This is a genomic window from Pedobacter sp. Hv1 (assembly GCF_001412215.1).
Classification (GTDB): domain Bacteria; phylum Bacteroidota; class Bacteroidia; order Sphingobacteriales; family Sphingobacteriaceae; genus Pedobacter.
This window is the reverse complement of record NZ_LLWP01000005.1, coordinates 367,991-387,976: the sequence shown is the minus strand read 5'-3', so window position 1 is coordinate 387,976 and position 19,986 is coordinate 367,991. Positions and strand designations below refer to the sequence as shown.

General features: G+C 37.3%; 17 protein-coding genes. 8 read left to right on the top strand and 9 right to left on the bottom strand.

Going from position 1 to position 19,986, the window contains the following annotated elements; genetic code table 11:
• Positions 1-16: 16 nt before the first annotated feature.
• Positions 17-1,462, bottom strand: a complete 1,446-nt coding sequence (locus AQF98_RS13225; protein ID WP_055132423.1) for an amino acid permease — start codon at positions 1,460-1,462, stop codon at positions 17-19.
• A gap of 306 nt (positions 1,463-1,768) precedes the next feature.
• Between AQF98_RS13225 and AQF98_RS13220 the strand changes: the two genes are divergently transcribed.
• The 4 genes from AQF98_RS13220 to AQF98_RS13205 all read left to right on the top strand — a co-directional run bounded on the left by AQF98_RS13220 (position 1,769) and on the right by AQF98_RS13205 (position 6,716).
• Positions 1,769-2,122: a PadR family transcriptional regulator gene (locus AQF98_RS13220; RefSeq protein WP_055132422.1), complete on the top strand. Its 354-nt coding sequence runs from the start codon at positions 1,769-1,771 to the stop codon at positions 2,120-2,122.
• An 11-nt stretch (positions 2,123-2,133) separates the two neighbouring features.
• Positions 2,134-3,741, top strand: a complete 1,608-nt coding sequence (locus tag AQF98_RS13215; protein WP_055132421.1) for a PspC domain-containing protein — start codon at positions 2,134-2,136, stop codon at positions 3,739-3,741.
• A gap of 93 nt (positions 3,742-3,834) precedes the next feature.
• The gene (locus AQF98_RS13210; protein ID WP_055132420.1) at positions 3,835-6,294 is read left to right on the top strand and encodes an outer membrane beta-barrel protein; all 2,460 of its coding nucleotides are present in this window, start codon (positions 3,835-3,837) and stop codon (positions 6,292-6,294) included.
• 44 nt (positions 6,295-6,338) lie between these two features.
• On the top strand, positions 6,339-6,716 hold the full coding sequence (locus AQF98_RS13205; protein WP_152969711.1) for a hypothetical protein: 378 nt from the start codon (positions 6,339-6,341) through the stop codon (positions 6,714-6,716).
• A 41-nt stretch (positions 6,717-6,757) separates the two neighbouring features.
• Here the strand turns inward: AQF98_RS13205 and AQF98_RS13200 are convergent, their stop codons facing one another.
• From AQF98_RS13200 to AQF98_RS13190, 3 genes are all read right to left on the bottom strand, one after another.
• On the bottom strand, positions 6,758-9,475 hold the full coding sequence (locus AQF98_RS13200; protein WP_055132418.1) for a carboxypeptidase-like regulatory domain-containing protein: 2,718 nt from the start codon (positions 9,473-9,475) through the stop codon (positions 6,758-6,760).
• Positions 9,476-9,631: 156 nt separating this feature from the next.
• A complete protein-coding gene (locus tag AQF98_RS13195; RefSeq protein WP_055132417.1) occupies positions 9,632-10,264 on the bottom strand; it encodes a nitroreductase family protein in 633 nt (210 codons plus the stop codon).
• 29 nt (positions 10,265-10,293) lie between these two features.
• Positions 10,294-10,890 carry a TetR/AcrR family transcriptional regulator gene (locus AQF98_RS13190; protein ID WP_055132416.1) on the bottom strand — a complete coding sequence of 199 codons (597 nt, stop codon included), beginning with the start codon at positions 10,888-10,890 and terminating at the stop codon, positions 10,294-10,296.
• Between the two features lie 189 nt (positions 10,891-11,079).
• Between AQF98_RS13190 and AQF98_RS13185 the strand changes: the two genes are divergently transcribed.
• Complete coding sequence (locus tag AQF98_RS13185) at positions 11,080-12,030, top strand: outer membrane beta-barrel protein (RefSeq protein WP_055132415.1); 951 nt, start codon at positions 11,080-11,082, stop codon at positions 12,028-12,030.
• A 47-nt stretch (positions 12,031-12,077) separates the two neighbouring features.
• Here AQF98_RS13185 and AQF98_RS13180 read toward each other — a convergent pair whose 3' ends face one another.
• Both AQF98_RS13180 and gcvP read right to left on the bottom strand, forming a co-directional pair.
• Positions 12,078-12,527, bottom strand: a complete 450-nt coding sequence (locus AQF98_RS13180) for a DNA alkylation repair protein (RefSeq protein ID WP_200911876.1) — start codon at positions 12,525-12,527, stop codon at positions 12,078-12,080.
• 332 nt (positions 12,528-12,859) lie between these two features.
• Complete coding sequence (gene gcvP / locus AQF98_RS13175) at positions 12,860-15,739, bottom strand: aminomethyl-transferring glycine dehydrogenase (RefSeq protein WP_055132414.1); 2,880 nt, start codon at positions 15,737-15,739, stop codon at positions 12,860-12,862.
• Positions 15,740-16,019: 280 nt separating this feature from the next.
• On the opposite strand from gcvP, the gene AQF98_RS13170 reads away from it, so the two are divergent.
• Positions 16,020-16,232, top strand: coding sequence for a hypothetical protein (locus AQF98_RS13170; RefSeq protein ID WP_055132413.1), 213 nt, complete (start codon positions 16,020-16,022; stop codon positions 16,230-16,232).
• Between the two features lie 36 nt (positions 16,233-16,268).
• A complete protein-coding gene (locus AQF98_RS13165; RefSeq protein WP_055132412.1) occupies positions 16,269-16,496 on the top strand; it encodes a hypothetical protein in 228 nt (75 codons plus the stop codon).
• Positions 16,497-16,560: 64 nt separating this feature from the next.
• On the opposite strand, the gene AQF98_RS13160 is transcribed toward AQF98_RS13165, so the two are convergent.
• Genes AQF98_RS13160 through AQF98_RS13150 form a run of 3 tightly spaced genes read right to left on the bottom strand, consistent with a single transcriptional unit; the run spans position 16,561 to position 18,844 of the window.
• A complete protein-coding gene (locus AQF98_RS13160; RefSeq protein ID WP_055132411.1) occupies positions 16,561-17,124 on the bottom strand; it encodes a hypothetical protein in 564 nt (187 codons plus the stop codon).
• A complete protein-coding gene (locus tag AQF98_RS13155) occupies positions 17,121-18,077 on the bottom strand; it encodes a DMT family transporter (protein WP_235524229.1) in 957 nt (318 codons plus the stop codon). The genes AQF98_RS13160 and AQF98_RS13155 overlap by 4 nt, the downstream gene beginning before the upstream one ends.
• A 50-nt stretch (positions 18,078-18,127) precedes the next feature.
• Positions 18,128-18,844 (bottom strand): pyridoxine 5'-phosphate synthase, encoded by a 717-nt coding sequence (locus AQF98_RS13150; protein ID WP_055132410.1) that lies wholly within the window; start codon positions 18,842-18,844, stop codon positions 18,128-18,130.
• 109 nt (positions 18,845-18,953) lie between these two features.
• On the opposite strand from AQF98_RS13150, the gene AQF98_RS13145 reads away from it, so the two are divergent.
• The gene (locus AQF98_RS13145; protein ID WP_055132409.1) at positions 18,954-19,922 is read left to right on the top strand and encodes a hypothetical protein; all 969 of its coding nucleotides are present in this window, start codon (positions 18,954-18,956) and stop codon (positions 19,920-19,922) included.
• The last annotated feature ends 64 nt before the right edge of the window (positions 19,923-19,986 follow it).

Sequence of the window (19,986 nt, the reverse complement as noted above, 5' to 3'; positions counted from 1 at the left end):
TCCTAAATAAATTGTACTATTTCTTGAACGATTTACCCAACACACTGTTCTTTTTTCCATATAGGTAATAGATGGCCATACCCAATGCTAACCAAACAAATAAACGCAACCAGGTTTCCCAAGGCATAAAGGCCATCATGGTTAAACAAACCAAAATGCCTAAAATAGGAATGAGTGGTACCAATGGAACTTTAAATGGTCTTTCGGCATCTGGATCTGTTTTCCTTAAAATCAGAATTCCACCACAAACCATTAAAAACGCTAAAAGCGTACCTATACTGGTCATTTCGCCCACTACATTTAAAGGTACAAAAGCAGCAAATAAACCAATAAATGTACAAAGTAAGATATTTGATTTGTAAGGTGTTTTAAACTTTGGATGTAGGTCTGAAAACATTTTTGGCAATAAACCATCTTTACTAATGGCATAGAACATTCTCGATTGTGCCATCAGGTCAATTAGAATTACTGAGGTATAACCAATTAAAATGGCTAAGATAATGGCCTGACTGAGCCAAGAGAAAGGTGTTTTTTCTATAGCAATGGCTACTGGAGCGCCACTATTGGCAAAATCTTTATAGTTGGCCAAGCCAGTCATTACATGCGCAAAAAGGCCAAATAATACGGTACAAACCAATAAAGAACCAATAATGCCTATTGGTAAATCTCGTTTTGGATTTTTTGTCTCTTGTGCAGATGCAGCTACCGCATCAAAACCTATAAATACAAAAAACACCAAGCCAGCCGCACGCAATACCCCACTCCAACCAAAATGACCAAATTCGCCAGTGTTTTGAGGAATGTATGGCTTGTAATTGGCCGGATCAATATAATGCCAACCCAAAGCGATAAAAATCAAGACCACGCCAACCTTTAAAAATACAATAATGGCATTGACAATGGCCGATCCTTTTGTACCCCTAATTACCACTAATGTCATCAATATCACCACTAAAGCAGCCGGGATATTGATCCAGCCATGCACCAAAGTGCCATCGCTTAACTTAGCAGTTTCGAAAGGAGAGATGGTTAATTGTGCTGGAAGTAAGATATGGTAAGATGCCAGAAATTTGGTTAAATATTGCGACCAACTGATGGCCACTGTAGCGCAACCCACAGAATATTCGAGCACCAAATCCCAACCAATAATCCATGCAAACCACTCGCCCATGGTAGCATAGGCATACGTATAGGCACTGCCAGCTACAGGAATCATAGACGCAAACTCGGCATAACATAAGGCAGCAAAACCACAACCTAAAGCTGCAATTACAAAAGAGATGGTTACACCTGGACCTGCATAATTGGCTGCGGCCAAACCAGTAATTGAAAATAAGCCTGCTCCTAAAGTTAGGCCTACACCAATCAAGACCAATTGGAAAGGACCCAAACTTCTTTTTAAAGAAGATTCCGAATTTTCGGCAGCCTCGGCTTTAATCAAGGCAATAGATTTTTTAAGCATTTATATTTTTTTGAAGGGGCAAAGGTAATGAAATAATTACTACTGAAATAGTAGTCTTAAAATATTATTTTGAAATTACGTTAAAATAGATCTTAGTTCGATATTTTATTTGGAAGTTTTTTTGAGGAAAGTTAGTGTAAAACAAAGCTAATAGAGCTGTTAAATTACTTATTTGTAGCTAATCTAAAATTTTGATAAAAATAATGTAAAATTATATAACTGTTTATCAGTTAGTTATAAAATAAATTAAAATAATTATAGTACTATGTATTGCATAATACTATATGAAACATATATCTTTGTTTTATGATAGCAGAAAATACGCAAACGCAAATGCGAAAAGGCATACTTGAATATTGTGTGCTTTTAATTATATCGAGGGGAGAGATTTACGCTTCAGATATTATCGCCGAATTAAAGCAGGCCAAACTATTGGTAGTTGAAGGAACTTTGTATCCTTTGTTAACCCGCTTAAAAAATAATGGATTGTTAGGTTACAACTGGGTTGAGTCTACTTCTGGTCCGCCACGTAAATATTATGTGCTTACAGAAGATGGTAAACAGATTTTAAAACAACTAGACCACACCTGGCAAGAGTTGGCTTATGCCATCACTACTTCACAAAATGGAGCGCCAAAACAATCAGACTCTCAAAATTAAACAACACAGACATGAAAAAGACACTCATCATAAATATAGGTAACTCGATCATCCACATTGAAGAAGATGCATACGAAGTACTGACTACCTACCTGAACGAGATTAAACAACATTTTGCTAAAAATGCAGATGATTTCGAAATTGTAACCGATATCGAGAATCGCATTGCCGAAATGTTTACAGAAATTCTTCAAGCTGGTCAAAAACAAGTGATCGAATTGACAGATGTTGAAGGTGTAATTGCGCAAATGGGACGTGTTCAAGACTTTCAATCTGAAGAGGAAGAAGAGGCACCGAAAGCAAACAATTTTACAAATTTCGACGCAGGCAAAAAATTGTATCGCGATACAGACGAAGGAGCAATTGCGGGCGTATGTGCTGGTTTGGGGCACTACCTCAATATCGAAACCCGTTGGGTTCGCTTGATCGCCCTTTTATTGGCATTTATTGGTGGAACAGGAATTTTGGCCTATATCATTTTATGGATTGCCACACCAAGAGCGATTTCGAGATCTGAAAAGATGGAAATGAAGGGCGAGGCAACCAACCTTCATGGGTATAAAAGAAGTTTCGACGAAGAGCTTGCTGCTTTTAAAGAAAACATGAAATCTGCAAATGAGCAGTTTAGACCAATGGTAAAACGTTCTGGAAATTTTATTACAGAGATGGTAGATTCTATAGGTAAACTTTTGGGCGCCACAGGTACCATTATCATGAAAATTATTGCAGGTGCTTTTATTGTTTGCGGCTTTGGAATGTTAATTGGGCTAATTATCTGTTTGGCTGCATTTTTAGGCTTCTGGGATTCAAATGCTTATAACTATTTCCCGCTATCTATTATCAATGAAGGTTTTAGAAATGAAATTGTATTGGGTGCTTTTGTAGTGGTATTTATTCCAATTTTAGCATTGGTGTTATTTGCCATCAGAGTTGCTTTTAACAAAACTGCCATTAACAAAACCCTTTCTTTCTCGTTGTTGATCATCTGGCTAATAGGTGCTTCTTTTACAGTATATTTTGCAGCTAAAATTACATCAGAGTTTCAGGAACATGCAGAATTGGTACAAACCACAGAGATTAAAGCCTATCCTACTTATGTAATTGATGTAGATAAAAGCATGGCATTTAGCAAACAAGATAGTTTGAATTATCAAATCAGTGAAATGGATTTTGGCAATCGTGTAATTATTGATAACGAAGATGAACATCCTTTTAGAGTGCCCCGTAACGTGAGAATTGAAATCTTAAAAAGCGATAACCATAAAACAACCATGGTTCAAACCTACGAATCGCAAGGTAAAACGTTTCCGATTGCTTTAAGAAATGCACAGAATATCAATTACAGATACACTCAGAAAGATTCTTTGATTACGCTTAGCCCTAGGTTAGATCTCAAAAAAGAAAGCATTTGGAGAAACCAAGAAGTTCATATCACTTTAAGAGTGCCAGTTGGAACACGTCTAATGTTGAACAACAACATTTATAACTACTTACAGTTTTACTATTATTCATGTAATACAGACAACAACTACGATAGTCCTTACAGAGAGTGGATCATGACAGAAGATGGCTTAAAATGTAAAAGCGAATTGGATCCGTTCAAGCAAGATAACCCATAAAAGGAGCAACCTGTAAGTAAACAATAATAGCTCATTATCACTATATATTATCCGTTGATGGTAGCCTAGCCTACCAGTTAAGAAAAGAAAATTATGAAAAAATTATTTACGTTAATTGTATGCCTTTTGGCATATGGGGCTTCTTTTGCCCAAAATTCTGGCAAGATTTCGGGGAAAGTGAGCAATGAAAAGAATGAAGATATAGCCTATGTGTATATCAAACTGTTAAATTTTCCGGATACTTCATTGGTAAAGGGAATGGAAACAGATGTGAATGGTGGTTTTGTTTTTGAACAAGTTAAACCTGGAGATTATATACTCTCTGTTTCTTTAATGGGGCATAAAAATGCGAGAACGGCAAAATTTACAGTCGGTAATTCAACCGTTCAACTCCCGGTTATTCGGTTAGAAAGTACGGTAAAGTTATTGAAAGAAGTTGTGGTAGAAAACAAGAAAAACTTTGTTGAACATCGGATTGATAAAACCGTACTGAATGTAGAAAGCAGCATTATGTCTACCGGAAACTCAGCATTAGAACTGCTGGAAAAAGCGCCTGGGGTAACCATTGATAGACAGAACGACCAGATTTTGTTGAACAATAAAAGCGGCATTACCGTGATGATTGATGGCAAGAACAATTTTCTTTCTGGCCCAGACCTGCATGCCTTTCTCAATAATTTGAGCAGCAGTCAAATTGCCACTATAGAGATCATTACCAATCCATCGGCCAAGTATGATGCTTCTGGCAATGCGGGTATCATCAATATCAAACTGAAAAGGAATAAAACTTTTGGTACTAATGGGAGTATTTCTTCAAACTATCGCAATGCCATTAAATCAGACCTGCCAAAGAATATTTATGGTACAGAGTTTAACTTTAACCTTAATCACCGCGAGGCAAAGTGGAACTTTTATACCAATGCTAATGCTTCAAAAAACAACAATTTCTCTAACCTATTGCTCAACAGAACAACGGCATCTAATGGATTGATGACTACGTTTGATCAGAATTTTAACAAGATCTATACTGGATCAAGGTTGGCTGGAAAACTGGGTGCAGATTATTTTGTAAATGAAAAAACCACTATTGGGATGATGCTAGATGCCAGTACGAGTACTCGCAAACTGGATAATTTTACACAAACATTTATTGGCGAGGTGAAAAATGGTAACAGCAGTCGTCATTCATTGGTGCAAAATTCGGATGCCAATACCCCTAATCAAAATTATACCATTAACCTTAACCTTAAGCACGAATTAAAAAAAGAAGGTGCTAGCTTAAATTTTGATGTTGATTATTCGGGTTTTGATTACAAAGGGCTGGAGAATTTTGATGCCAAGTTCTTTAGCGCCAGTAATGTGCTCGATTCAAATCGTATATTAAAGAATGACAGTAAAACAGGTATCGATATTTATGCGGTAAAAGGCGATTTAACCTTACCTATCTCTAAAACATTAAATTTTGAGGCAGGCCTAAAAAGCAGTTATGTAAAAACCGATAACGACTTTTTAGCAAGCCGATTGCGTAATGCCAATTGGGAAAACATACCTGGACAAAGTAATCAGTTTATTTACAAAGAAAGTATACACGCTGCTTACCTCAACTTATCAAAAGACTGGGGGAAATGGCAAGTGCAAGTGGGGCTAAGGGCAGAATATACCGATGCTACAGGTACTTCGGTTACCAATGCCACGATAGCTGCAAATGATTATCTCTCCTTATTTCCGACAGTTTTTTTAGGCCAGAAAATTAGTGATAAGCATCAAATTAACTATTCTTATGGTCGACGTATCGATCGACCAAACTACCAACAGCTAAATCCATTTAATTTTTATATGGATCCCTATACCATACAGCAGGGTAATCCTTACTTAAAACCACAGTTTACAAATAACTTCGGTATCAGTTATATTTACAATAATGGGATTTCCCTATCACTCAATTATTCCAAAACTACTGATATGATTTTGGATAGTAAGACCGCACAGAACGATACCACTAGAATTGTAACCGTAGGGCAGGGCAATATTGGCAGTGGTCAAAACTATACAGCCAACCTATATTTTCCTGTAAAACTTGCCAAGTGGTGGAACATACAGAGTAATTTTAATCTGTATTTCAATAAATTTAATGACGACAACATTGCTGGTGCCCCTTTTCAGCTCCAAAAAGTAGCTTACAGTTTTAATATCGGTAGCACTGTGGTATTGCCAGACAATTGGACCATAGAAACCAGTTTTTGGCTAAACTCGCCAAAAGTAAGGGGTTTAGAGCGGACTACAATTTACCAATACGCGTTAAATATGGGGCTGCAAAAAAGTATACTGGCTAAAAAATTAAAGTTCCGTTTAAATATTGACGATATATTTGCGACCAATTATTGGAAAGGTACCTTACTATATCAGAACGTTAATTTAAAGGTGCAGAATAATTATATCAGTAGGAGAGCAGTATTTGGTGTAAGTTACAATTTTGGTAACCAGAGTATCAAATCTGCCAGAAATAGAAATACCGCAACAGACGATATCAAAAATAGGGCAGGCGGCAATTAAACTTTTCAATCATTCAATTCATGATCACCTTTAAATCAAAACAAATGAAAGCATTATATCTTTATTTAAGCATGCTTTTGGCCGCACTTGGCTTGAGCTGCAATTTTCGCTCTGCATCTGATAATTTATCTATCAGTGTGAAAAACAACGATGCTGGTTACAATTTTGAAGCTACATACCCAGAGCGGAAAACAGATAAAGTAGTGGCCTATCTGGAAAAGGCATTACAAGACGACCAACTTTTTACAGCATCTTCAGACATTAAAAACGTAAATGTAGTATTGTCAGATAGCACAGCTTTTTACCTCAAAGCAGAACCTGGTTTTATTGTAATAGACTTTAAGAAACAAATGAATTCTTTTACATCATATAAAAAGATGGAAGAGGTTTGCTTAGGCCTTAAAGAATTGTTAGCCGATTAAGAAGAATTAGGGCATCAATTTTTGAGGATGATGCCCTGATTCTATTTTACGGTATATCTTAAAACACTTCTACCGATGTTGCCATTTTTGTCTAAACCTTCTACAACAGCACGGTAGGTTCCTTTGCCATCAGCATTGAAAAATTCTAAGCTTATATTTCCTTTATCGTCGGTAACTACTTTTGGGTTCCAATAAATGGTAGTACGTAAGTCTGTACTGGTAACTGGAGCAGCAGGAAGATATTTTGGCGAATAAAATTCTCTTTCTTTACTGTATCCCATTGGGTTATAGGTAATCACGTTTGCCTTAGGGAATAGATCCAACAATTCTTGTTTAGAGATTTTTCTGCCAACTGGTTTCTTTTTGGTATTGATCACCAATACCCCGCTCGTATTATATAAACGGTCAACAGTACCTAGAGGGTCGCGAAGAAAAATCTCTACCGATTCTAGCTCGTTTGCCATCACCGTATTGATATCTCTGGCATCAACAGGCATTCCATTGAGGAAGACTTGCACGGCAACTCTACTGCCTGTATTGTAATTACGGGTAACGTAAAACTTTTGCTGCGTTTCATCATAGGTCATGCCCGTTGCCCTCGATTTTATACAATCTAACAAGAAATTACAGGCACTAAAAGTTTCTCCTTCAATTAAATGGTCGGCTAAACCCAAACCACTTAAAGCACCATGGTCGCTATGGCTTGGTTTTTTTACTGTAGAAGGAGCTTTTACCTCAATTTGTTTAAGGGTTCGCAGGTATCTGTATTGTTTTTGGCTATTGCTTAAGTAGGCCGATAGCAGGGTGTCGATATTACTTACCTCATCTACTAAGTTTGGATTTTTACCATTGCTCGCAGTTGGCATACCATCTAGCACAATCATTAAATTAGCGGCATTGGCATTGTATTTTGCACTAATAACTACTTGAGCAGAGTCTGGAAATACAAGGTTTTGAAAATTAAAGATCCCCGAATTCGAAGTCATGGTTTCTGCAGAAATCGGTTTATTGGTTACCATTAATCTTAATGCTCCCTTTCTAATAGGCATACCGGTAAGGTCTCTCAGCGTTCCGGTAATGTTAATGCCTTGCTCAGGTAAATAGCTAACCGAAGGGAATTTGCCTTCGAGTAGGTCTTTATAGGCAAATCTGCGGTAGCCTTGGGTCAGCATTAATTTATCAAGTTCGGCTAATTTTTTATCATCTGTTTTTACAAAATAATAGTTGGGTTTTTCGATATAACCTTTCAGATCGGAAGTTAGCAACAACGAACTCAAAATAGTAGTTTCACTATTCTCATCAACTGGTACTTTCTGCTCGTCAATTACCGAGATAGAAAAATTGCCTACCGACGGAACCCCTGCACTTTTGGCATCTAAAGTTAATTTTACTTTTTGGCGTGGTTTGTAGGTTGGTAAATCTGATTTTAAGGCCAAATTCATCACGTCTGCATGGAGCACAAAAGCCAAACGCTCACTTAAAGGTTGGCTCTCTGAGTTAAATAAGGTTATTTGGACTATTCCAGAAGGAATATCTTTTTTGGGGATTTTAATTGATATTACTTGGTTCAATAAATTCGCTTTTGCAGCATAATAAACCACATTTGAGTTTTGGGTAACCACGAAAAATGTTTTGCCTTTATTTGCCTCGAAGAAAGGAGTGTTTGCTAAAATTTTAAGGCTGATAAAATCTGGACTAGAATTGATTACCTGTAAGCCTATGCCAGAGGCAGCAGCTTTAGGTAAAGCAAAGCTTTTAACTGATCCAGCTTTTGAGATAATTTTTGCGGTATAGCTTTTTCCATCCTCTGGTGTAAGGTAAAATGAGCCCATCCCTGCAAAATCAGAATTAAAAGTAGCCACTTCATTGTTCTGTTCATCTAGAATACTTCCTTTAACATCAACACCTAAACCCGAACTTTTAAGGGCTTTAAAGGCAATTTGGTTCGGTACACCACCAATCACTTCTCCACCTTCTGGGAAAAACTGGAAATCGAATTCATTTAGAGCTTGTTTAAGCTTAAAATTAGCAGTTGCAGTTTCTTTTTCTGCTATAGCGATATCGGTTATAATCTCTCCCTTTGTAATGGCCTCTCCATTTTTGCTGGTTACACTAATGTTTAAAAATCCATTTTGATCTGTGGTGCCTCTCCCTCTTGCAAATTCATCATAATTTGAGAATACCCGCCAGTTGACTACTTTATTGGCATATACCTTTTTATTGATATCCTTAAACTGGATCCTAGCTGTAGTTTTGATGTTTTTATCTGCAGGTTCATTGGTATAAGAAATATAAGTATTGAGTTGTTTGTCAATGGCTTCTCCGAGGGTAATGTTTTTAGAGAAAAAGTAAGCGCTGTCAAAATTGAGCATCCAAACGGTATAAGCCTTTACATAGTAGTTCCCTTGTTGGTAAGTGGTCATGTTTAAAGGGATATTGCCATAAGCCATACTATTTTTTACGGGCAACTTTAAGGTTTGGATTAAGGAGTCTTTTGCATTAAATACATCTACATACACAATCTTACTCAATGGCGAAGGTAAATTCTGCTCTATGGTTACATAAGCTTTAAACCACATGGTATCTGCTACGGCATAATAGGGCTTGTCAAAATGCAGGTATACTTTTTCTATAGGCTGCTCATCAGATAGTTTTTTAACTTTACTAATGATATTGTTTAATGCAACGCTATCTTGCTGTGCAAATGCAGACAGGCTTGTTAAAAAGAGCAGTGTAAATAGGATCCTAGTAAATTTCATTAAATTAGAATAAGCTGATTGTATATGCGCTAATATATTGATTATTGCTTAATGGAAACGTATTTTGGCGCATCTTTAACATATTTTTACAATTAAAAAGGCATAAAAAATGGGTGTACTGTTAGCCAATACACCCATTGATCAATTGATATTTTCTTATTTAAACTCGATAATGAAGTCTGATTTATGCTGACGTACTTTTTTCAAGTTAACCAACCAATCGCCGGTTTCATCGCGATAGCCTAGTGGTAATAAGGTAACACTTCTCAAACCTTTTTCTTTAAGGTTTAAGATTTCATCGTATTGTGCATTGTCAAAACCTTCCATCGGTGTAGCATCAACTTTTAATAAAGCAGCTTCAGCAAGGGCTAAACCAAAGCCAATGTAAGCTTGGCGGGCAGCATGTTGAAAATTAACTTCGGCAGTTCTTGGTACATAATTGCTGATTAGCATATTCTGATAATCTGAGGTAGTAGAACTTGGTAATCCACGTTCGTTATTGTTATGCTCAAAAACTTGGTTAATGCGCTCTTCAGTATAATTATCCCAAGCTGCAAAAACCAAAAGGTGAGAACAGTCGATAATTTGAGATTGGTTATACGAATGAGGCAAAAGTGTTTGTTTCAACTCAGGATTGGTAATTACAATTACTTTAAATGGGTGTAAACCAGAAGAGGTTGGAGCCAATCTTGCCGCCTCTAAAATCTGATCAACTTTATCTTGTGGCACTGCTTGCCCGTTCATTTTTTTAGTGGCATATCGCCATTTTAATGCTTCTATTAAACTCATTGGATATTTTTTTATGATTATTTTAAAAATTAATTATTGATGTTTTTGATAAAACCTTGTACCGCATCTAGCAATACATGTTGTTGCATTTCATTTGGTGTAGCAGTCATGTTAACCATATTGATAGAGCTTAAACCATGAAGAATTGACCAGAAAGTATGGTATTTTAAAATGGTTTTTTCTTCTACTTTTTCTACCTTGCTTAAGGCCTGTATGGTGCCGATTACAATCGTTGCATAATTTCCAATCTCTGGAATTTGACTAACCCTTTCGCAGCTTGGCATTCCTAAACCAAACATCATCTGGTAATATTCTCTTTGTAAAAAAGCAAATTCAAAATAGGCAATGGCCATATCTGTTAATTGCTGGGCAGGGACTTGTGATTTTGCTTTGGCAATTGCCATCGTTTTACCTAACATTGCAAAACCTTGTTTTACAAATTCTTCTAATATGGCGTCCTTATTTTCGAAATGGTTATACACTACTGGCAAACTGTAACCAATGGCATCTGCAATTTTGCGCATAGAAACAGCTTGCCACCCTTCTTTTAAGACGATGGTTTTGGCAGCTTCGAGAATTGCTTCTCTCACTACTTCTTTTTGTTTCAAACTTCGTTCTGTAGCCATTAGATAAAAAAAGTTAACACTGTTAGCAAATGTAGAGAGGATAAAATAATTCGCAACTATTAATTCATGTTTATGACGTACAAATGATAAGATAAATCTCTAGCTAAGAAAACATTTAGTGTGTAGCTAACGTTAAATATATTATGCAAGCATAACGAATGTGTTTGTTGTGTACTAAAACTTATTGTTATGAAAAAACTAATTTTATCTGTTGCATTGCTTGCAACAGCATCTTTTGGGGCATTTGCTCAAGAAGGAAGAGGATTTTATTTAAAACCATCGGGCAGTTATTTTTTGAAAGTTACTCCTGTAGAGTTTCCTAATGTGGGGTCGCTACAACCAAGAGATTATGTATTTTCAATAAACCCCTCTACAGGGGCGCAAACCAGGATATCTGAGGAAACTATAACCGGATCTTTTGGGCAAGGTTGGAGAGCTGGATTAGCAGGAGGTTTTAGGTTCAATAAAGTAGTGGCGATAGAAATGGGTGCAAATTTTTTCAAGAGTGAAGAAAATACCATGGCCAAACAAACGGGTTATATTGGCAATACACAAGTTTTAGGCTTAAAGTCTGTTGGTCAGGTTACCGCAGTAGATTTAACGCCATCTTTGGTATTCCATTTGCCAACCGAGGCTAAATTTAAACCTTATTTAAAAATGGGTGCAGTAGTGCCTGTGTATGGCTATTTAGATATCAATACCACAGTGAGCGATCAAACAGGGTCGATTGCAAAAACAGTAAACCCTAATTTTGTAGCCATTGAATTGACCAGAACCGAAAGGGTTAAGCCTAAACCAACTGTTGGGTTTTTAGGTGCAGCAGGTTTTAACTATCCATTAGGTAAAAACATCAGTTTCTTTAGTGAAGTAGAATACCGTAATGTATCTGTAAACAGTGATAGCAAAGAGGTAAGAAGTTTCAATGCAACGGGCACATTGGCCAATGGCTCTAAAGTGAATGTAGGCTTAAGTGACCTACCTACCGGAACAAGAGAAACAAATTACCATAAAACGATAACCTCTAGCTCTAACGTACCAGGAACAGCAGGTTACGATTCTAGTAAACCTAGTGATGACCTTAAATCTTATATCAATATTGGGGGTTTAGGTGTGAATGTGGGTATCAAAATTGGGATATAAATAGATTACCCTGGTTCGTGTAAACATGAACCAGGGATAATCAAAAATTAAATTTTTCGTTTGTTACTTTCAATCTCAATAAATTCTGGCAAGTAGTCAGGTGTACATCCTTTTGATACCATTTGATCTTTATAGAGGCCGGTTTTTTCTCCAAGTGCAACACAACGGTTCCGATACTTTTTATCGTAAATTCCAATCCAGCCTGCTGTAAAATTCATTGCCCATTGAACTTCTGGCTCTTCCTTTTCAATTTGATTTTCAATTTTTGAAAGTAGTTCTTCGGTGTTTGTTGGAGGTATTTGTCCTACCCAACGTAAGCGAGCTTGATAATACCAAAAAACTCTTCTTTGAAGTGCCGAAGGACTATTTTCCCAAGATTCCATGAGCGAAATCATTTTCTTGTCTTTGGAAAGTTGATTAGCCATTAACCAATCAATCAATTGAATTCTTTCTTCTTCTTTATGTTCTTCGATATCCTTAGCCAGCTTGTCTATCACTTCTTGCTAGAGCAGCTTTTTGTCTATAATCAAAATTGCTAGTTGTCGAGCCAGGTATTTTTCCGTTGACCAAAGTTCCATTGCTAAATCATGGTCTTTTTTTATCGATGTTGCAATTTTTCGTAAATCACCAAGTTTAGTGTCCTTTTGGTTAATCTGTGTCACTATGTTTTCTGCTTTTGGCGATAGTTTCATATGGATCAAAAAATTATGATAGGCAGCTCTGTTTTTTGCCTTAACAATATACACACTCAAAATGACAAGATATCAAAAAAAATAGCCCGAACATTTGTTCGGGCTATCCTATGATTTGAATAAAAAATGGTCAATCTTTACGCGATCGCTTCTTCTTCCATATAGCTCTCTATTGGAGGGCATGCGCAGATCAAGGCTCTATCTCCATGACTATCATTTACCCTGCCCACAGATGGCCAGAATTTATAAGCGGCTACATAAGGTAGTGGGAATGCAGCTGTTTGACGGCTGTAACCATGGGTCCACTCATTTGCAGTAACTACTGCAGAAGTATGTGGTGCATTTTTTAAAGGATTATCAGTTTTATCCAAACTTCCGTTTTCTACAGCAGAGATTTCGTTTCTAATGGCAATTAAGGCATCGCAGAAACGATCTAATTCGTGTTTAGGCTCACTTTCTGTAGGCTCAACCATTAAAGTTCCCGCTACAGGGAAAGAAACGGTTGGTGCGTGGAAACCATAATCCATTAAACGTTTAGCAATATCAACTACTTCAATACCGAAATTTTTGAAACCACGACAATCTAAAATCATTTCGTGGGCACAACGACCTTGTGCACCAGAATACAATACCGGGTAATGTGCCTCTAAACGTGCTTTCATGTAGTTAGCGTTTAAGATGGCATATTTAGTAGCATCAGTTAAACCTTCGCCACCCATCATGGCAATGTAAGCATGAGAAATGATCAAAATTGAGGCAGAACCCCAAGGTGCAGAAGAAACAGCTGGAATAGATTTTTCGTTGTTGATGTCAACCACCGCGTGACCAGGCAAATATTTTACCAAGTGTGCTGCTACACCAATTGGACCCATTCCAGGACCACCTCCACCATGTGGAATACAGAAAGTTTTATGTAAGTTCAAGTGGCAAACATCTGCTCCAATATTAGCTGGGCTGGTTAAACCAACTTGTGCGTTCATGTTGGCACCATCCATATAAACCTGTCCACCGTTTTCGTGAATGATGTTACAGATGTCGATAATGCTCTCTTCGAAAACACCATGCGTAGATGGATAAGTAACCATTAAGCAAGAAAGGTTTGCTGCATGTTCAGCTGCTTTTGCTTTTAGATCTTCTACATCAATGTTTCCGTTTTCTAACGATTTAACTACAACAATTTTCATACCAGCCATTGCTGCAGAAGCAGGATTAGTGCCGTGTGCAGAAGCAGGGATCAAGGCAATATTGCGATGGAAATCGCCTCTATCTTGATGGTAAGCTCTGATCACCATTAAGCCTGCATACTCGCCCTGAGCACCAGCATTTGGCTGTAAGCTCATGGCCGCAAAACCTGTAATTTCACTTAACCATTTATCCAATTCGTTAAATACAGTATAGTAACCTAACACCTGATCGGCAGGTGCAAATGGATGCACTTTACCAAACTCTGGCCAGGTAACTGGGATCATTTCGCTAGTTGCATTTAGCTTCATGGTACATGAACCCAAAGCAATCATTGAATGACAAAGCGAAAGATCTTTGGTTTCTAATGATTTGATGTAACGTAACATTTCGTGCTCAGAGTGGTGCGCATTGAAAACTGGATGCGTTAAATAAGCAGAAGTACGTTGTAAGTTTGTAGGAATGGTCGTTTCTACGCTTTCAATAACGTTTAGGCTATCAGCTGAGATTCCTTTTACTTTAGAGAAAATACGAACCAATAATTTTACATCTTCAAATGAAGTGGTTTCATCTAATGAAATGCTCACTAGATTTCCATTGTAATTTAGGTTGATGTTATTGTCTAAACATTCTTTATGGATAGAACCAGTTAAATCACCTAAGTCTAATTGAATGGTATCGAAATAAGATTTGCTCAAAACGGTATAACCAATTTCAGCTAGCGATTTTGCTAATGAAACAGTTAGTCCATGTGTGCGCTCTGCAATTTTTTTCAAACCTTTAGGACCATGGTAAGCAGCATAAAAGCCAGCCATGATAGCCAATAAAGCTTGTGCAGTACAAATGTTTGAGGTTGCTTTATCTCTACGGATATGTTGCTCACGAGTTTGAAGCGCCATACGCAATGCATAATTGTCATTGCTGTCAATGGTTACACCAATAATACGACCAGGAATTGAACGTTTGTACTCGTCTTTTGTAGCAAAATAAGCAGCGTGTGGGCCTCCAAAGCCCATTGGTACACCAAAACGTTGGGTAGTACCCACAACTACATCAGCACCCCATTCTCCTGGAGGCGTTAATAGCGTTAAGCTTAACAGATCGGCAATTACCGTTAGTTTAATGTTTTGGCTATGCAAAGTAGCTGCAAAGTTGGTATAGTCAAATACTTCGCCATTGCCTGCCGGATATTGAACAATTGCACCGAAAAATTCTTCGGTAGCGGTAAATTGTTCGTGGTTACCAATTACCAATTCGATACCGAATGGATTGGCACGGGTTTTTAAAATATCAATGGTCTGAGCAAAGATCAAATCAGAAACAAAATATTTTGTCGCTTTTTGGTCTTTACGTAAGCTGTATTGCATAAACATGGCTTCTGCTGCAGCCGTACCTTCGTCTAATAAAGATGCGTTGGCAATTTCCATTCCCGTTAGGTCAATTACCATGGTTTGGAAATTTAACAGGGCCTGCAAACGACCTTGCGCAATTTCTGCCTGATAAGGGGTGTATTGGGTATACCACCCTGGGTTTTCCATTACATTACGTAAAATTACACCAGGGGTTAGTGTATCATAATAACCCTGACCAATGTAGGATTTAAAGACTTTGTTTAAAGAAGCCGTCTGCTTTAAACTGGTTAAGTATTCAATTTCAGACTTTGCCTTTGGCAGATTTAAGGGTTGCTTTAATCTGATCTTTTGAGGAACAGTTTGTTCAATCAGTTCATCAATAGATTTTACACCAATAGTGTGTAGCATTGCCGCAGTATCTTCCGCATTTGGAGCAATATGACGGTCTTGAAAGTCTTCTTGGTAGTGGATGTTTAAGCTCATGAAGTATAGCAATAAATGATTGCGCAAAGGTAAGAAATTTGCAACTATTTATTGGCATGAAATCACAGTAAAAACGTCATATTTTGGTGGCAAATGCAGACGGTAAAATCTATGTTTTTACTAGGCTATTTTCTGTTGGGTTCGTGTTCATCTCAAACATTGGTTCGTGTAGGTGCAAACTAATGTTGTTCAACCTATCCTTTAATTGAAAATAATAAATAAGCTATTGCATTTAAGATGATTATCGCTATTTTTAGTAACAACCTAAAACCAAAAAAGTATGAAAAAACTAAAATCGACTACAGTGCTGTCAAAGTATGAACTCAAAAAAATTGTTGGAGGACAAGGTGAAGAGTTAGAACATCCAATGTGTAATAAATGTATTGAAGAGGCTGAAGCCGATCCATACCACCCGCCTTATTATAGCCCGCCAGGTTGTATTATGTGGCATTGCCCAATTGAAGATCCAGGACCTGCCATTGATGTTCCATAACCACATGTTAATTGATTAACCTAAACTAGTAATCTAATGAAAAAAGTAAAACAGCCTATCAATCTTTCAAGAAGTGAGCTTAAGAATATTTTGGGTGGAGGAGACCCACCATTGCAAAATGCGCCTTGTAGGTATTGCACCAAGCAATATGCAGACGGGAGTTGGGGTGCTATGGCATTAAATGAACCGTTTCCGGAAAGTTGTGCAAAATGGGCTTGCTTAGGATCAGAAGATCCAGAATGCGAATTGCCGCCACTGCCATAATCAGAATGCCAATATCTTATTTAGCCTTTATTTATAGAACGCTAAATAAGATATTTTAAAACCTTTATTTGTTTACTTTCCAGCCCTCTTCTTTATCCAATTTTAACCTGTAGGTTTTGGTAATAAAATCGCTGTTGTTTGAACTGTTTCTCTGGAAAGGCGCAAATACAGTATTTTCCTTCTTCAAGGATACGGTAACTTTTGCATTGTTGTCATTTACCTTCGAGAAATTTACCGGTTTTTCGCTGGCCAAAACATAATCAACCACCTTTACAGTTGCTTTATCATCATCTTGTTTCAAGACAAATTCTTTTGATTTATCTGTTAATTTAATGAGGTAAACAAAACTGCTGTCTTTAGATAAAAATTTCTTTTTACCTTTTTCTAAGGTCATAGTGATATAACCCTCATCAGCCAGTGTTTTATATTTTTCTAACTCTAACATTTCTTTTCTGCTGTTGAATTTGATTTCACCAAAATAGAAACGATCGGTTTTATATTCGGGATTTCCTTTTAGGTAAGTTACAATAACATCTCCAGCTTCACTTTCGTTAATGGTGGCAACATTTTTACAGCCCACAAAGGCAAGCGCAAGTAAAGTAATCAGCGCAAAAAATGATTTTTTCATGAGGTTTTTGTTTTAAAGATATTCCCCTTTTTTATATTTTCCAAATTTGGTAAAACCATAGCCCCTAAAATAATCGCTACACCTAACCAACGAACCAAACTTACTTCTTCATGTAATACCAATGCCGACATGCTTACCGCAACAGGCAATTCTACAGAACTTAAGATTGAACTTAAGGTTAACCCTGCCTTTGGAATGCCCGATGCAAAACATAATGGGGGAATAACGGTGCCAAATACAGCAAGAATAATTCCCCATTTCAATAGACTGCCACCTAAAGCACCATTAATTAAAAAATAAGGTGGGAGTAGGATAAAGATGATGATACAGGCACCGGTAATCATCAATGCACTTTTTTTAAGTACGGGATATTCTGTGCCCAATTTGCCATTGAGCATCAAAAATGAAGCATAGAAAAGGGCCGAAATTAAGCCATATACAATCCCCATTACATTCAATTCGGCAATTGGTGTGCCTAACCAGCCACTGGCCAAAACTGTTCCGCCCAAAATAAAAATGATAGCCAAGATCTGGTGTTTGGTAGGTTTCTTTTTATAGAAGATCAATTCTAAAAGTACACTGATCCACACAAATTGCATCAATAAAATAATGGCTACCGAGGCTGGAACCAGTTTTACACATTGGTAATAACAAAGGCTAACCATGCCCGAAAATGCACCTGCAGCTACTAGTTTGGCCCAATGTGTTTTTAATACTGGTTTTGGACTTTGTTTAGATTTGAACCTAGTTTGGATGAAATAGATCGTCCATAACAATACCACGCCAAAAAAGGCTTGGGTGCCAGTAACATCTGAGAGGTTATAACCTTCGGCATAAGCCAATTTAACAAAGGTAGAAAGGATGCCAAAACTACAGGCACCAAAAAGAACAAGGATTACACCTTTAAGCATTTGTATGGGAATTAATGTGCCATTTCGGATAAACGAAATCATCTTTTAAGATCGATTGCAGCTTCGTTACAGTTGGCGAAATGACGGAAAGATTAAACTAATTGTTTTAAATATTGTTGAATGGTGTTTTCCAGACCTAGGTACAAAGCATCGCTGATTAAGGCATGGCCAATAGAAACTTCTAAAAGATTTGGAATTTGTTGTGCGAAATAGTGAAGGTTATGTAAATCTAAATCGTGCCCTGCATTGATGCCCAAGCCCAATTCGTTTGCTTTTTTTGCAGCGGCGATATAAGGAGCAATGGCCTCTTCTTTATTTTGATGATAAGTGCTTGCATAAGCTTCAGTGTATAATTCGATCCGGTCTGTTCCTGTTGCCAAAGCACCTTCAACCATTTCGATCACAGGGTCTACAAAAATAGAAACGCGAATGCCAGCATTTTTAAATATAGCAACCATTTCTTTAAGGTAAGCTTGTTCCTTAATCGTATCCCAACCATGGTTAGAAGTCAACTGTCCTTCGGTGTCTGGTACCAAAGTAACCTGCGCAGGTTTGTTGGCTAAAACAAGGTCGATAAATTTTTGTTCACGACAATTGCCTTCGATGTTAAATTCTGTAGCAATCACAGCCTTAAGGTCAAAAGTATCCTGATAACGGATATGACGCTCATCCGGACGTGGGTGTACCGTTATTCCTTGGGCACCAAAACGTTCGCAATCTAAAGCCACTTTAACCAGATCAGGGTTGTTACCCCCACGACTGTTACGTAAAGTGGCAATTTTATTGATGTTAACCGATAATTTTGTCATGCGGCAAAGATAAGGAATATGTAAATGAATGTAAGTTTTAAAGTGGAAAAGGGAAGGTGCCTTGACATTTAGATCGCCTTCAAAAATAAATTGTCTTTATATTTGACCAATGAAATTCAAGCTGTTTCTGATTTTAATGGTGTGCTCACTTTATGTTAATGCCCAAAATTTTGAGGAAATTAAACGCTATAAAGTAAATTATGCACTGGCTACCAATACCAACGAAAAACTGATCGCCACAAGAAGCTTTGTTAACGGGGGCAAAAGATATTTGCTTTTGGTTGATCCGCAGACTTTAAGTACAAAAATTGATTTGGCAAATAGCTATTCACTTTCCAATTTGGTACTGGGCAATGTACAGGCTATTTTTAGTAAATCAGTTTATGTGAAGGCATTGAATGCGGCCTCGCAGAATAATAGGCCGTTACAAAATGCGGGAATAGATCATGCCCTACCACAAGAAAAAGGAATTGCATTAACAATTGATCTTTGCCCATCGCATAAAGCTTTAGATCGGGTAATTTTCCAATCTCTGATTAACGAATTTAAAAACATACAACAACCAGTTCCATTGGCTATTTCGGTGTCTGGTAAATGGATGTTGAAACATTTAGATGATTTAAATTGGTTGAAAAGTTTGGTCGCTCAAAAAGAACTGAATATCACTTGGATCAACCATTCTTATAACCATGAAGTCAATAAATTGCCTTTAGCAGAGAATTTTTTATTGGCAAAAAATACAGATCTGGATGTAGAAGTTTTGGAAAATGAAAAGCTGATGCTCAAAAATGGATTGACACCATCTGTCTTTTTCCGTTTTCCTGGTTTGGTGTCAGATCAACAGATTGTAGAAAAAATAGAGGCTTATGGCTTAATTCCGATAGGTAGTGATGCTTGGTTGGCAAAGGGTCAACAAGCTAATGCCGGCAGTATTGTATTGATCCACGGTAATGGAAATGAAGAAATCGGCGTTCGGGATTTTATCAAATTGTTAAAAGCTAAACAAGCAGACGTAAAAAACAAACAATGGTTGTTGTTCGACTTAAGACAGGGTTTAGAAAAGGAATTTGAAAGGTAAAAGTCGTTAGCCTGTACATCAATGCTGTTCATGTTTGTAATTTCAAGCTAAACATTAAGGCATT

Coding starts and splice junctions, on each gene's coding strand:
- AQF98_RS13205 (WP_152969711.1), top strand. CDS start 6,339: ATGAAAGCATTATATCTTTATTTAAGCATGCTTTTGGCCGCACTTGGC.
- AQF98_RS13210 (WP_055132420.1), top strand. CDS start 3,835: ATGAAAAAATTATTTACGTTAATTGTATGCCTTTTGGCATATGGGGCT.
- AQF98_RS13215 (WP_055132421.1), top strand. CDS start 2,134: ATGAAAAAGACACTCATCATAAATATAGGTAACTCGATCATCCACATT.
- AQF98_RS13150 (WP_055132410.1), bottom strand. CDS start 18,844: ATGACAAAATTATCGGTTAACATCAATAAAATTGCCACTTTACGTAAC.
- AQF98_RS13225 (WP_055132423.1), bottom strand. CDS start 1,462: ATGCTTAAAAAATCTATTGCCTTGATTAAAGCCGAGGCTGCCGAAAAT.
- AQF98_RS13185 (WP_055132415.1), top strand. CDS start 11,080: ATGAAAAAACTAATTTTATCTGTTGCATTGCTTGCAACAGCATCTTTT.
- AQF98_RS13160 (WP_055132411.1), bottom strand. CDS start 17,124: ATGAAAAAATCATTTTTTGCGCTGATTACTTTACTTGCGCTTGCCTTT.
- AQF98_RS13190 (WP_055132416.1), bottom strand. CDS start 10,890: ATGGCTACAGAACGAAGTTTGAAACAAAAAGAAGTAGTGAGAGAAGCA.
- AQF98_RS13170 (WP_055132413.1), top strand. CDS start 16,020: ATGAAAAAACTAAAATCGACTACAGTGCTGTCAAAGTATGAACTCAAA.
- AQF98_RS13155 (WP_235524229.1), bottom strand. CDS start 18,077: ATGATTTCGTTTATCCGAAATGGCACATTAATTCCCATACAAATGCTT.
- AQF98_RS13220 (WP_055132422.1), top strand. CDS start 1,769: ATGATAGCAGAAAATACGCAAACGCAAATGCGAAAAGGCATACTTGAA.
- AQF98_RS13165 (WP_055132412.1), top strand. CDS start 16,269: ATGAAAAAAGTAAAACAGCCTATCAATCTTTCAAGAAGTGAGCTTAAG.
- AQF98_RS13195 (WP_055132417.1), bottom strand. CDS start 10,264: ATGAGTTTAATAGAAGCATTAAAATGGCGATATGCCACTAAAAAAATG.
- gcvP (WP_055132414.1), bottom strand. CDS start 15,739: ATGAGCTTAAACATCCACTACCAAGAAGACTTTCAAGACCGTCATATT.
- AQF98_RS13200 (WP_055132418.1), bottom strand. CDS start 9,475: ATGAAATTTACTAGGATCCTATTTACACTGCTCTTTTTAACAAGCCTG.
- AQF98_RS13145 (WP_055132409.1), top strand. CDS start 18,954: ATGAAATTCAAGCTGTTTCTGATTTTAATGGTGTGCTCACTTTATGTT.